The following is a 14,367-nucleotide window of genomic DNA, read 5'->3' as shown; positions in this document are numbered from 1 at the left end:
GTTTTGTACGAAAATCACAGTACCCCGGCAGCGTGTCCTTCCGGCTCGCCGACCGTTTGTTAACTTTCTAACAATCCAATTGTACTACATTGGCGGAAGGTTAGCAACCTGTTTATTCAAAAATATCTGACCCGGCCGGGACTTTTGCAAAACTCCCGCCGTATGTCATTCCGCGCCGGGTTGTCGGACGAACCTCGTGCCCGCGCCACGGGGCGAAGCCCCTGCCGAGCCGCCGGACGAAGCCCCTGCCACGCGCCGCCGGACAGGACTCTTACCGCGCATCGACGGACGGGGCCCCTACCGAGCCGCCGGACGAAGCCCCTATCACGCGCCGCCAGACGAAGCCCTGAAGACCCCGCTGTTCAGTTCTCGGAACTCACTGGTCAGCCGCATTCCGGTTTCTGTGCCTGCGAAGGTGTGGGAGCCCAGCCTGCGAACGGGCATGACTCCCATCAGTGAATTGGTCAGAAACATTTCCTCGCAGATGGCGGCATCCTCCGGCCGGAGGATTTCTTCGCAGATATCGCACCGTTCCATGAGAACCTCCCGGGCGATGCCGGGCAGCAGACCGCAGGAGACAGGTGGTGTGACGATGCTCCCGTTCCGCACAAAAAACACATTGGACACTGCGCCCTCTGTAATTTCGCCGCGGGTGTTTAAAAAGACGGGTTCATCGACGCCCAGTGCGGCGGCTCGCCTTTTTTCGAGGATGCAGTCGCCGTAGTTCAGAGTTTTGCGGAAGACCAGCGGAGATGTTTCGTTCCTGCGGACAGAGGAATATACGGCGACAAAATCTGATTCGACTGTCTGCCGGTCGTAGGGGTTCGGCCGAATCGCCGTCAATATATTTTGTTCTGAAATCGTAAGTTTCAGCGCATAACGCCCCTGCTGCAGCCGCGGGTCCTCCAGTGCCGCTTCCAATGCATCGTTGATTTCTCCGCCTGTCCGGTCAATCCCCAGAAAGGTTAGCGCCTCCGCCAGCCGCCGCAGGTGCCGGTCTGCCCAGACGGGAGTTCCGTACTCAACCGCGATGGTTTCAAATGCTCCCAGCCCGAAAAAATATCCTTCGTCTTCTCTGATCATACAGTCTCCTTCTGTACAAAGTCATCGTCAGTATCAACTCCGCCGCCCGTATCGGCATGTTTGCGCGCACTGTCGAGCCCTTCGGCCTGTCCGTGAGCGTCGTCGCCGAGGCCGTCGGATAGTTCACGAGCGTCGTCGCTATCGGCCTGTCCGCGAGCGTCGTTGCCCGACCACAAAGCCTCCCGCATTGCTTTTGCCTTCTGCAGGGTTTCTTCGTACTCCGCCTCCGGGTCGGATTCGCAGGTGATACCTCCGCCGACGCCCAGATGCCACTGGTTCCCGCGGCATATCCCGGTCCGGATCATGATATTGAAGTCGCAGTTTCCGTCCAGCGAAAAGTACCCAAGTGTACCGGTATACAGATTCCGCCGCTCCAGTTCCAGTTCATCGATGATTTCCATGGCCCGGATTTTCGGTGCTCCGGTTATGGAACCGCCGGGGAAAAGGCTGTGAAGAAGCTCCGGAACCTCAATATCCTGCCGCCTTCTTCCGATGACTGTGCTCACCAGGTGAAAGACAGTGGAATAGTCTTCGATGACAAAATGCTCCGGAACCTGTACGCTGCCGGCTTCGCAGATGTGATTCAGGTCGTTGCGCTCCAGGTCTACGATCATCAGGAGCTCGCTGCGATCTTTGGTTGAGTGCCGCAGTTCTTCGCGGAGCATGGAGTCTTCCTGCTCCGTGCTCCCGCGTTTCCGGGTACCCTTGATGGGCCGTGTTTCGACCCGGTTCCCGCGAATCCGCACAAAACGTTCGGGAGAGGCGCAGACTACCTGAAAATCCACGCCCTGCAGGAATCCGCCGAAGGGGGTCGGGTGGTGTGTGCGGAGGTAGCGGTACACTTCATAGGGCTCCCGGCTGCTGCTGAGCCGGAGCTGCTGCGTCATGTTGGCGATATAGATGTCGCCGGCTCTGATGTATTCAATCAGTCGGCGAATCGCCTCCTTATAGGAAGCCTTTGTGAAAGCGGAGCTGAAGGGAGCAAGCCCTTTGTGCGCGGGGGGAGCAGGAACAAAACATGGTTTGCGCAGCTCTGCTCGATACTTTGTGAGCCTGGCTCCGAAGTCCTCCGCTTCCTCGCGCATCGTCAGATACAACGCGCGTTCCTCCCGGTCCTCGATAATCAAAACGTCATAAAATGCGAAAAAAGCGTCCGGAACCTGCACCGTTCGGGGGTGGCGGCTGTGAATATTCTCGAACTTCCGGCAGAAATCGTAGGAGAAGTATCCGAAGGCGCCGGCGATCAAAGGCAGGTGTGTCGGATTATCTTCGCGGTGCTCCTCCAGCCGCCGTGACAGACGCTGCTCGAGAGACTCCGGACAGGCAGCCCCGTTTTCCGTGCAGCGCCCTTCCGTCTCTGTCAGAATCAGGTACGGCTCCAGTGCGATGATGGAATATCGTTCGTATTGCCGGGAGGAGGAGCTGCAGCAATCCGCGACCGGCGTCGAAGGCGCCGGCGAAGAGCCGGCGAACTGCGAAGAACTGCAGCGACCTGCGACCGGCGTCGAAGGCGTCTGCGAATAATCGGCGAACTGCGAAGAGTCGCAGTAACTCGCGACCGGCGTCGAATTGCAGCGACTCGCGACCGACGTCGAAGAATCCAGGAAAATCGCAAAAGGTTCCTGATGATACCGCTCAAAAATTTCTGCTGTGGGCCGGTAAAAGTCGAGTTTTTCTACGTGTGTTGTCATGATCTGATTTCCTCCTTTTTGGTACCGGCGGAATCTCCGATGTCTGTTTCATTGTCTTTCTCGGCATTGCCGACGAGGGCTGCCTCGGTCGCTTTCGCGACATCACCCCCAAGGGTTGCCTCTGATGCATCTTCAGCATTGCCCCCGAAGATTGCCCCGACGGTCTCACCGGTGACTGTTTCGGCATTGCCTCCGAGGGTTGACTCGGCCGCTTTCACGACATCACCCCTGAGGGCTGCTCCCGCGTATGCTCCAGTGGCTTTGCTATCGGATCTTTCTCTGCTGATCTGGATAAAGTTGTAAAGCAGCTCGTGCCCATACTCGGTCAGCACAGCTTCCGGATGAAACTGAACCCCGAAAATGGGAAATTCTTTGTGGTGGAATCCCATAATTACGCCGTCGCCGGTGCGCGCATCGACCTCCAGTTCATGCGGCAGATTTTCTTCACTGACCACCAGCGAATGGTAACGTGTCACCCGATAGAAGGCCGGAAGCCCGCGAAACAGACCTTGCCGGCTGTTGTGGATGAGACTGATTTTTCCGTGCATGGGGCGTTGTCCGCGCTGAACGGTGGCGCCGAAAACACGGCCGATAATCTGATGTCCCAGGCAGACTCCGAGAATCGGAATCCGATCGGACATTCGGCGAACCAGCTCCTGGCTGAGCGGGCAGTCGTCCGGCCCCTTCGGACCCGGGGAGATAACGATTCCTTCCAGTTCTCCGGACCGTGCAAGCATTTCAATTTGTGTGAGATCGGCGCTGCCGCTCCGTACTGTTTCTACCTCCGCGCCGCATTCCTGCATGTAGCAGGCGAGATTGTATACAAAAGAATCATAATGGTCAATCATCAGATACATAACAGCAAGTACTTCCTTTCTGATTTTCTGAAGGCTTCAGCCCTCCGGGAGATGTCTGGTTTCTGGGGTCCGGGTTCTCCGATCCCGGATTTTCGGATTTTGAATTTCATGTCGATGCGCTGCCTTTCATGCCAATCGTGCCGGCACGCCGCATGCCGGGAGGCTGCGGCATAAAATAAAAAACTGTCAGGGAAAGATTCTGTTAGAATCTTTTCCTGGCAGTTTTCCGCTTCGTGGACACACCATCGCAATTAATATAACATGGCGGGTCAGGCTTTGTCCAATGTTTTTATGCAAAGTTTGCGAAACACGGTACGAAGTTTACAGAACGCGGTGCAGAGGTGTGGAGTTTACAAAACATGATGCGGTGGCGATTCTTTTAACTGACCTGCTGCGAAGCCGGAGTACAATCGCGGCCGCCATATATGTCTGTTCGGCCTTTCACGTCTGCATTAAAAAATCAGGCCTTTCCGGAGAGAGTGCGGTTTTGGATGTATTTATTCCATGCATTGTAATTGCTTTGTGAGCATAAAATTAATATTTTGTCAAGTACGAATTATGTCAACGAAAACGTCATTTCTCGTTGTTTTCATGCGGGTAAAAAAATAATAAAATAAGGTAAAAGAAATCTCGCAGCGATATGTGGAAAGGGAAAACAAACCTGCTGCATTTCCAAGAGTTCAGGGATTATTAAGTCAGCGTCTGCTCATTAAGTTCCCGTCAGACTTAATGGGAGCTGACGGCAGTTTGTCAGTAGCGTCGCGGCGCACCATCCAATGGAAGGGTGCGCCGGCAGGCTACCGAATATGCTCTTTGTATTATTGATATTTCAAGCATATCCGGTAGCTGAGCACGCATTAAGTTATTGTGAAGTTACAGTGTATTACGATTTTGAGAGAGAGGCATCTATGAGTATGAAATTTCATTCCGGCCGGATGACAGACGGACGGGGCAGAAAATGGGTCTGCAGCGCGGCGATTGTGCTTGCGGTGATTTTGTGTTTCGCAATGCTGAATGTCACTCCGGCACACGCGTTATCGGACTCCACCGCCATTGTGCTTGACACAAATGGCGGTACGGGCGGAGGAACGGTAAAGGTAACGGACAAGAAGAGGGTGGCTGCGCCGCTGCCTGTCGCGCAGCAGGACGGATACGTCTTCAACGGCTGGTGGACCAAGAGTGGATCCGAATGGGGGAACATTCTGAAAGCAGGTGACAGTGAACCCGCATCAAACACCACCTACTACGCCCGCTGGACGGAAATCAGTGAGGCAACCTCCAGGACCGCAACCTATTTTTATGGAAAAGCGACGGACGACAGTGCCGGGAGCGTGACCTACAATTACGGTGAGATCGGAACGGTGAACAAAGGATTTACCTACAACTATGGAACCATCGGTACAGTTCCCGCAACCGCGGGCAGCGGCACATATAACTACGGAACGATTGAGAACTACGCTTCCACGAAGAGTTCCCGGGGGCTGAGTTACAACTACGGCATCATAAAAAACAACAGCGGGAATGTGGATGATAACTACGGCATCATCGAGAGCAATAGTGGAACCGTGGACACCAATCGCGACGTCATTAAGAGTAATACCGGCACCGTTAAGACTACGGAAGAGAATTCGGTGATGTATAACGACGGCGGCACCGTCGAATCAGCGGAGGAAGGCGTTATTTACAATTACAGCGGAACGGTGAAGCAGTACTGGGCGAGCGGCAGCCCCAGGGTGTATAACTTCGCGGGCGGAACCTTTGTATATAACAGCAGCAGCGGCGGTGCCACCATCTATGATCTGGGCGGCACAACCTCCGGAAAGCCGGGACGCTATGACAAAACCATCTCATGCTTTAAGGTGGAGTTGGGCAGCGGTCTGGTGAAAAGCGTCGGCGGCGATTTCATCGAGGCGAAGGACGGAAGTGTGTACCTGCCGCAGGGCGGAAAGGGAACGCTGACTCCGGCGGACGGTGTGGATAAGCTGTACATGTCCGGCGGTGATCTTACTGAGAACGGAGACGGAACCTATACGGTTTCCAATGTCAAGAAAGACGCAGCTATCAGCGATGTGCCCACATATTCCATCAGTTACGATCTGGACGGCGGAGCACTGGCGGACGGCGACAGCAATCCGATCGCTTACACGTCGAAGGACACGATCACGCTGAAGAATCCGCAGGATAAGAAAAACGGCGAATACACTGAGTTTCTGTTCGCGGGCTGGACCGGGACCGGACTGGATGCTCCTGCGAAGGAAGTCACCATTCCGGCGGGCAGCACGGGCAATCGCAGCTACAAGGCTACCTGGACGCCCAACCCTGACCTGATCAGCATCACATTCAAATTCGATGTTGACTCCAGGGGCATTGTAAAGAAATACGATAAGAGCAAGGCCGGAACTGTCTTTGGGAGCTTCCTGAACGACTCCGGACTGGACAGCTACGTCACCAGAACCGGATATGATTTTGTCGGCTGGTACACCGGGGAAAAGGACGGAAAGAAGATCGGCAGCGACACGGCGAGACCTTCCGAAGACACCACGTATTACGCCCGCTGGCAGATCCGCACCGTGACCATTAAACTGGACGGAAACGGCGGCACAGACGGCGGCACATTCACGGGGAAATATAAAGAAACCATCGGCGTGCTCCCGATGAGCAGCCGCAGCGGCTACATCTTCAACGGCTGGTGGGCCAGGGATAAAAGCGGGAACTGGAACGGCGTGCTGAGCGCGCGCGACGGCTTCCCGGCACAGGACACCACCTACTACGCCCGCTGGACGAAAAAGACCGCGGAGAACACCACGACCTTTATCAACGGAGTTTCAGGTTTTGACGGCTTTTTCACCGCGACCGATGAGAACAGAGGGAACGTCTCCGAGAACTATGGAGAGATCGGCCTGGTGACGGAGGGCGGAACCGTCGGAAAGAACTACGGATATGTGGGGATTTACAAAGGCGGGTCCATCTCCGACAATTACGGAGTCATAGGAAACAACAAAGGGAAACTTAACTATAACTACAATATGCTGAAGGTAAACAGCGGAGAACTCGATTACAACGAAGGACTGCTGAGTCTCAACACCGGGTTTCTTCACAACAGCCGCGCAGGCGTTGAGACCAACAAAGGAACCATCGACTACAACTACGGTGTTCTCAAGGCCAACGACGAGACCGGCGAGGTTGGGACCAACTACGGAGAAATCCGGTTCAACGCAGGAACCGTGAACAGAAACTACGGAAAAGTGAACAATTTCGGCGGCACCGTCAAAGACAGCAGAAACGGTGCGGAGGTCACCGACTTCTATAAGGTGATTCCGGGCTCCAGAGTGAAGAAGATTACCTATGAGGAGGGCTTCACCGGTTTCCAGAATGAGAGATGGCTGGAGAAGGACAAGGGAACCGGCATCATCAGAGTGCAGCTGACCGATGACGCGCTGGACGAGGCCTTTGCCGTCAAAGCGGACGGCTGCGACATTCAGAAAAATGAGGACGGCAGCTATACTCTGAGCAAGGTGACCGGGAACGTGACGATCAGCGCCGAGCCGACTGTCTATACGATTACTTATGATCTGGACGGCGGCGAAGCGGAGAACAAAGCGACGTACACCTATGACGACGAAGCGTTCACGCTGAACAATCCGGTCCGCAAGGGCTTTAAGTTTACCGGATGGAGCGGAACCGGTCTGCAGGGCGAGGACAATATGACGGTCACCGTGCCGCAGAACAGCTACGGCAGCCGCAGTTACAAAGCGCACTGGAAGAAGGTCACCTATACAATTACCTATGACCTGGCGGGCGGCAACGTGAAGACCGCAAACCCCGACAGCTACAATGTGGAAACCGCAGCATTCTCACTGCAGAATCCGGAGAGAGAAGGCTACGTGTTCACCGGCTGGACCGGCACCGGCCTGACCGGAAATACCAGAACCGTCACAGTGGCGACAGGAACCACAGGCAATCTCGCCTTCAAGGCGACCTGGAAGAGACCGGTTCTGCTGCTGACGGTGAAAGCCGGCGGCAAGAAGGCTCAGAAACTGACCTGGAACAAAGTCAGCGCCCATCATTATGAGGTGTACGGGACTTTGTGCAGCAAAGAGAAATTCAAAAAACTCGCTTCCGTGAAGGGCACGTCTAAAACATTCCGGAAGCTTCGGAGGAAGGACGCGTACAAATATTACGTTGTCGCTGTGGATTCACAGGGAAAACGTATCGCAAAGTCGGCGGCGCAGCACAGCATCACCGGCAATGACAGCGGAATAAAGACAAACGCGAAGTCGGTCAGCGTCAGGGCGGGAAAGACGACGCTGCGCACTGGCCAGACGACGAAACTGAAGGTTTCCGTCAAGGCGGAGCGGAAGGGCAGAGTGGTTCTGTGGAAGGGCCACACCCCCCGGTACAGGTATGTTGTCACCGATGCGGAATACCCGTACAGCACCTCCAGAGCGGTGAAGGTCACCGCAGGCGGCACGGTAAAAGCGGTGTCGAAGGGTCAGGCCAGAATCTATGTGATGGCGGCCAACGGCGTGCGGACCAGTGTAGTCATCACCGTGAAGTGATGAGAGGCTGACGGCGGATGCGGCGAGAATTAAAATCAGTAATGGGGTGAAGTCTGTTCGGGAACTTCATCCCATTTGAATAAGTACACCTCAAAATATAAATGGGCAGAAAACAGACGAAAAATGGTCACATTATAGCAAGAATCTATGCAAATAGCCATTGTGTATAGTAATAATGTATGAATTTAAATATAAAATAACCCTAAAAAGGCTTGAAAAGGGTTTTCGAATATGCTAAATTTAATAGAGAAGTGTGATCAATGTAAGGAAAGGGGTTGACAGCGATGTCACCAAAATCGATAATCTTTAGACAGACAGACAGACAGACAGACAGACAGACAGACAGACAGACAGACAGACAGACAGACAGACAGACAGACAGACAGACAGACAGACAGACATGACATAGTTTGTCATTTTTGCCTGCATTTTAATATGGAAAATCACGCAAACATCCGACCTGTGGAGAGTTAGAGCTCCCCACAGGCCGGATGTTGTGTTTTTTGTAAAATAGCGCATGCTCATTAATTCCCCATCGGATTAGATGGTCGCTGACGATAGGTTTTAAATAGAGCCGCAGCGTACAATCCAATGGAGCGAGGATGAATGATATATGTAAGCATGTGGTGTATGAAGATTGTGCACGCTTAGTCTGCGAATGAGCAGTGGGACTATTAGGGGAAGGAGGAATATATTACATTAGAATTTTGTGCACATCATTGTTCTATTTTGTTCTATAGAATAGAAAAGGAGAAAAGCAAATGAAGAAAGTGTTCAAAAAGGCCGTTACGTTATTGTTGGCCTTGGGTGTGATACTGGCGATGGGCGTTACGAGTTTCGCGGAAACGAGAACGGCAGAGACCACGATCACAGTGAAAAACGTAGAAGCGGGAGCGACGGTAACAGCATATCAGGTGGTACAGGAAAAGAATGGTCGCTGGGTGGCGATTGCGAACAACAGTGGGAATAAAATTACTGTTAAAGAAGACGGGAATGTGGATCTGAAAGCCTCCGACGTTACAGCGCTGGCAAACGATACTTCAGGTCTTACCGGAAAAACAATGATTTCCAGCGGCAGTGATTACACGCTGAGCGATGTAAAACCGGGCATGTATCTGGTGCTTGTGACAAAAACAGATTCGGCAAAGGTCTATAATCCGATGATTGTCAGTGCAGATTATACCACAGGTGAAAATGAAAAGCCTGAAGTGGATGCGACATCCAATTTTGTGGCCTCTGACAAAAGTGTGGCATATGCCAAGAGCAGTGAGCCGACGATTGACAAATCAGTTACCACCGGAAAAGGAAAAACGAATGACGGAGAAACAGATAAAGGATATTCTGTCGCAGTCGGCGATGATGTGGGATTTAAAATTGAAGGAAAGATTCCTTCCTACAGTGACGACTATGACAACAACACGCTGACATATAAAATTGAGGATACTCTGTCGAAAGGATTTGATGATCCTAAGGATTTCGCTGTTACGGTGAACGGGACGCCCGTTAATGAGGGGGATGTAACTTATAGCAAGACAGGCACTAACCCGTTTACAATTTCGTTCAAAGCCCCCTTTATCAAGAAGCATGGAAACGAGAATGTCGTTGTTACATACAGCGCAAAGGTTAACAGCAATGCGGCGGTCAACTTCGATCCAAATACCAACACTGCGAAGCTGACGTACAGCAACAATCCGAGTACCGACGGCACGGCAAAGCCGAAAGAAAGCAAGACCTATAACTATACCTTCGGCATAGATGCGAATCTGAACGGGGAGTCCGGAATCGACACTAAGAGAACCTCAGAGATCATCAAAATAGATGAGAACGGCAAAGTAGAAAAAATTGATTCTACAGAAACGACACAGGAATCCACCAAGGTGACTGAGCCACTGAAAGATGCAGAGTTTACTTTGTACACGTCTGACGGAAACACTGCGGTTAAAACGGCGATGACAGGAAGTGATGGATATCTCAGCATCACGGGACTGAATGAAGGGGAGTATGTTCTGAAGGAGACTAAGGCTCCGACAGGTTATGCGCTGGATGATAAGACGCATTCAGTAAAAATTTCCGCGAAGTACAACGAGGATGGAACTCTGGCATCGTATACCGTCACTATAGATGGAAACGCTACGTCTACCTATACGGCTACTTACGATAAAGGGACGATCACCAAGATCAGCGGAGATTCATCTACGGTCACGATTAAAAACAGCAAGACCAAGGGACTGCCCTCCACAGGTGGTATGGGCACCTATCTGTTCATCGTTCTGGGCATCACAATCATTGCGATTGCAGGCGGCATGCTGATCAGAAGACATCGGAACGAAAACAGATCGGAATAGATGCAATAAAGACGTCTGAAACGCTGATTCGGGACGAATTTCAGTAAGGATAAGTAATAGTGTTAAAGCGGGTGTCGCGTCTGCGGCGCGGCATCCGCCTTGCTCAGAAAGGGAGAAACGGGATCACAGTAATATGAAGAGATCTGAAAGGAGAAACAGAAAATCCACCATTGGTATTGTCCTGCTTTTTCTTACAGGCTTGTCCATATTACTGTATCCAACAGTAAGCAACCTTTGGAATGAGCATCGCGATAAACAGTTGATTTCTGTTTATAACGCGAAGGTCAGCAAAAGCGGTACGAACTGGAAAAAGGAATTTGCCAAGGCGCGGGCATATAATCGTGATCTTCGCCCCAAAAGTGTGCCGGATGCCTTTTCGTCAAAGGCGGGACATCGATCCGCTGAATATGAAAAGCTTCTGAATGTGACAGGCAATGGAATGATGGGGTATGTTGACGTACCATCCATCCACGTGAAACTTCCTGTGTTTCACTACACGACAAAAAGTGTTCTGAAAAAAGGAGCAGGGCATCTTCTGGGAAGCAGCCTTCCGGTTGGAGGGAAGGGAACACACGCGGTGATTTCTGCACACCGTGGCCTGCCCAGCGCCAAAATGTTTACTGATTTGGACCAGCTGAAGGAGGGGGATCAATTTTACCTGCATATTCTGAATAAAGTTTTGGCTTATCAGGTGGATCAGATCAAGGTTGTGAAACCAACACAGACAGATGCTCTGGCGGCTGTCAAGGGGAAAGATTATGTGACATTGCTGACCTGTACTCCATATGGTGTCAACAGTCACAGGCTTTTGGTCCGGGGACATCGAGTGCCGTATAATCCGGCAGAAAAGGCAGGAACACATCATAATTGGAAACATATACTCATGGTGCTGCTCTGCATCGCGGCAGGACTGGCTATGGCGTTCGTGATATCGAAGGCGATCTTCTGGGATTCTCCGAAACCCCGAAAGGAGTGAAAGCAGGAATCGGATGTGATGAGCCGGGAACGGATATGGAAAATTGTATCCGACCGAATACAAAAATGTAAATGGCTGTGAAAGGAAAAACTATCGACAGAAAAAAAAGAAAGAAGAAAAATACGAAGGGCTCGTTAATTCTTATCGTACTGTTGTTTGTATTAGGGATCGGCGTGCTGCTCTATCCGACTATCAGTGATTTGTGGAACAGTCACAGGAGTAATCAGCTTGTGACTGTGTATCAGAGTAAAGTTGATCATATTCCTGAGACAAGAATACGGGAGGAACTGAGGAAGGCTCGCAGCTATAACCGCCAACACACGAGCAATGTGGTTGCAGACGCATTTACAAAGGATAAATATATGATTGAGCATCCCTATGATGACCTTCTGAATCCTACAGATAACGGGGTTATGGGATACCTCGAAATCCCGAGAATTCAGCAGAAACTGGCGATTTTTCATGGTACCTCAGCGAAGGTTCTGGAGAAGGGAGTAGGACATGTGAAGGGTACCAGTCTTCCAATAGGCGGAAAGGGAACCCATGCGGTTCTGGCGGCTCACAGGGGACTGCCCAGCGCAAAGTTGTTCAGTGATCTGGATAAAATGGAAGTAGGAGATAAATTTTATCTGACTGTGCTGAATCGCCATCTGGCTTATCAGGTGGATCAGATTCGTGTTGTGAGCCCGAAAAATATGGAAGAGCTGGCGATTCAGAAGGGACGTGATTACGTAACGCTCCTGACGTGTACGCCTTACGGAGTAAATACTCATCGGTTATTGGTTCGGGGGCATCGTGTTCCATATCAGACTCATAAACCGATACGGTCCCCGCTTAGTAAACTGCTGCACAGCTGGCAATTCTGGCTTTCGGCTGGGGCAGTGTCGGCAGCGTTTCTGACAGGAGCCACGAAGAAAAAACGCAGGGGAAGGATGCGGAAAGGATGAAGAGATGAATTTCCTGAAATTGCAAAACAGACCATCTCGGCTGGTAACAGCGGTTCTTGTAATTGTTTTGACACTGGTCGCGGGTGTGTCGGTCTGCATGGCCGATACGGACCCGAATAAAGTTCCGGATGCGGATTTAAACCGAGCATGTACGCTGACGATACAAACGATTTATCACAAGACAGTTGACAGAGCGATTCCGATTCCCGGTGAAGAGCTGACGCTTTATAAGGTGGCAAATTTGAAGACAAAGGGAGGAAGCGCTATCTATACGTCGTTGCCTGAATTTTCATCAGCAGACATAAATTATGATGGGATGACGGCGGAGCAATCAGAATCAGCGGCTAAAGCTTTGGCGGAGCTTGTGAAAGCAAAAAACCTTAATGGTGTAAAAGCCGTTTCAGACGGTGCCGGAAATGCTGCTTTTACTGATCTTAGCCATGGGATGTATCTTGTTCTGGAGACCGGAAAAACCGGAAATGCGAAGGCGTACAGTCAGATCGAACCGTATCTGATTATGGTTCCCGGAATCGAACGTAAGAACGATGTCAATACATGGAAGTATGATGTGGTTTCCGAAATAAAGCCGGTACTCGTAAAGAATCCGACGAAACCCTGTCGGACGGAAGTGCGGCTGAAGAAGAAGTTGTCCGGAAAGAAATTGACGAAGAGAATGTTCCGGTTTCGTCTTCGGCAGACGACAGCGGCTGGGGAAATAATGAAGGACGGAATAAATGAGACTGTTTCAAACGGAAAGAACGGTGAAATCATCTTTTCTCTCAGGTTTTCAAAGACGGGAACCTATTATTTCCTCATTAGTGAGATTAATGACGGAATGAAGAATGTAACCTACGACAAAATGAAGGTAAGAGCTGCGGTAACCGTAAAGGAAAACAGCGATGGATCCCTGCGGATAGACAGAATAAAGCTTGGACGAGACTCCACATTCAACAATGTATACAAGCGAAGGAGTTTTGTTCAGCACATTATCAATACCGGGGATCCGATGAATCTGATGTTGTGGGTTGTCGTGATAACAGCAGCGGCGGCTTCTCTGTTGGAAGTGTGGAGAAGAAAGCGCAGTCGGACATCGCGCATTGAAAAAATCAACTGATAATGTCCGCTGAGACTGCAGATTGAATACGGTCTGTTTACAGACTGTCAGGAAGGGGGCAGACGGCATGAAAATTGAAATAATGTTGAGGAGACTGTTTATCGGACTTCTGATAATTACAGCGGTAATTCTGGCGGCTGCCGGTACCTATGCGGATTCTGCAGTACCGGAAGGAACTGCGGAGCTTCAGGATGCCTGGCATCCGACGGATTCGCCGTTCAATGCTGACAGTTCTGCGGCAAACCGGTGGCAGATCGTGTCAGGAAATTACTTCGATGGCAGGTAGGGGAGCACTACTGAGAAAAGAAACAGCAGCGGAAGTGTTATCGTCAGAAAAAATGTGATTCCGACAGACACGGAAAATGTATTTCAGGTAGCTCTGAAAATCAGGACAAAGGCCAGCTGGGCAGATGCACTGGATGGAACGCAGGCACGGGTTCAGAACGGGAACAGTGACCATTCATCGAAGGTGGATTGTTTCAGCATCCGGCCGACGAGTACGCACAGCGTCAGAATATATGTGTATTATGTGAATGCGCCGGATAATACGGATGAGAACACAGTTGCCTCCGGAGTGCAGAGCGGCCGGTACAAGGTTGTTTATCGGAAGGCTTATTATGTGAACCCCAGCATCAGCGGAAAAATGTTTCTCTATTTTCGCAATCCGTAGACGCGCAGGGCGAGGCGACCTCGGGAAAACTGGTTCCGGGGAAATACTCCATCGTCGAGGTGACTGCGCCGACGGGCTATGAGCTTGACAGCACGCCTTATGAGGTGACCGTTACAGAAGATGAG

General features: G+C 51.3%; 10 protein-coding genes and 1 pseudogene. 8 read left to right on the top strand and 3 right to left on the bottom strand.

Annotated elements, in window-relative coordinates; translation table 11 throughout:
* Window positions 1–324 precede the first annotated feature (324 nt).
* The 3 genes from FYJ64_RS09630 to FYJ64_RS09620 are packed head-to-tail and all read right to left on the bottom strand — an operon-like array spanning window position 325 to window position 3,631.
* Window positions 325–1,083, bottom strand: a complete 759-nt coding sequence (locus FYJ64_RS09630) for an aminotransferase class IV (protein WP_154574940.1) — start codon at window positions 1,081–1,083, stop codon at window positions 325–327.
* Entirely contained in the window at window positions 1,080–2,774 is a 1,695-nt protein-coding gene (pabB, locus tag FYJ64_RS09625; RefSeq protein WP_154574939.1) for an aminodeoxychorismate synthase component I, read from the bottom strand. The genes FYJ64_RS09630 and pabB overlap by 4 nt, the downstream gene beginning before the upstream one ends.
* The gene (locus FYJ64_RS09620; RefSeq protein ID WP_154574938.1) at window positions 2,771–3,631 is read right to left on the bottom strand and encodes an anthranilate synthase component II; all 861 of its coding nucleotides are present in this window, start codon (window positions 3,629–3,631) and stop codon (window positions 2,771–2,773) included. The genes pabB and FYJ64_RS09620 overlap by 4 nt, the downstream gene beginning before the upstream one ends.
* A gap of 908 nt (window positions 3,632–4,539) precedes the next feature.
* Between FYJ64_RS09620 and FYJ64_RS09615 the strand changes: the two genes are divergently transcribed.
* The 8 genes and pseudogenes from FYJ64_RS09615 to FYJ64_RS11830 form a co-directional block, all read left to right on the top strand.
* Complete coding sequence (locus FYJ64_RS09615; protein ID WP_206045630.1) at window positions 4,540–8,190, top strand: InlB B-repeat-containing protein; 3,651 nt, start codon at window positions 4,540–4,542, stop codon at window positions 8,188–8,190.
* Window positions 8,191–8,951: 761 nt separating this feature from the next.
* Window positions 8,952–10,535 carry an isopeptide-forming domain-containing fimbrial protein gene (locus FYJ64_RS09610; RefSeq protein ID WP_154574936.1) on the top strand — a complete coding sequence of 528 codons (1,584 nt, stop codon included), beginning with the start codon at window positions 8,952–8,954 and terminating at the stop codon, window positions 10,533–10,535.
* Between the two features lie 133 nt (window positions 10,536–10,668).
* Window positions 10,669–11,511, top strand: a complete 843-nt coding sequence (locus tag FYJ64_RS09605) for a class C sortase (RefSeq protein WP_154574935.1) — start codon at window positions 10,669–10,671, stop codon at window positions 11,509–11,511.
* A gap of 71 nt (window positions 11,512–11,582) precedes the next feature.
* A complete protein-coding gene (locus FYJ64_RS09600) occupies window positions 11,583–12,458 on the top strand; it encodes a class C sortase (protein WP_154574934.1) in 876 nt (291 codons plus the stop codon).
* Window positions 12,459–12,462: 4 nt separating this feature from the next.
* Window positions 12,463–13,572 carry a Spy0128 family protein gene (locus tag FYJ64_RS09595; protein WP_154574933.1) on the top strand — a complete coding sequence of 370 codons (1,110 nt, stop codon included), beginning with the start codon at window positions 12,463–12,465 and terminating at the stop codon, window positions 13,570–13,572.
* Between the two features lie 67 nt (window positions 13,573–13,639).
* Window positions 13,640–13,858: a hypothetical protein gene (locus tag FYJ64_RS09590; RefSeq protein ID WP_154574932.1), complete on the top strand. Its 219-nt coding sequence runs from the start codon at window positions 13,640–13,642 to the stop codon at window positions 13,856–13,858.
* A 54-nt stretch (window positions 13,859–13,912) separates the two neighbouring features.
* Window positions 13,913–14,242: a hypothetical protein gene (locus FYJ64_RS09585; protein ID WP_154574931.1), complete on the top strand. Its 330-nt coding sequence runs from the start codon at window positions 13,913–13,915 to the stop codon at window positions 14,240–14,242.
* Window positions 14,243–14,253: 11 nt separating this feature from the next.
* Window positions 14,254–14,367 (top strand): annotated as a pseudogene (locus FYJ64_RS11830) (prealbumin-like fold domain-containing protein); the annotation flags it as partial.

The organism is Hornefia butyriciproducens (genome assembly GCF_009695915.1).
Taxonomy (GTDB): Bacteria; Bacillota; Clostridia; order Peptostreptococcales; family Anaerovoracaceae; genus Aminicella; species Aminicella butyriciproducens.
This window is presented reverse-complemented; position numbering and strand designations above follow the sequence as displayed.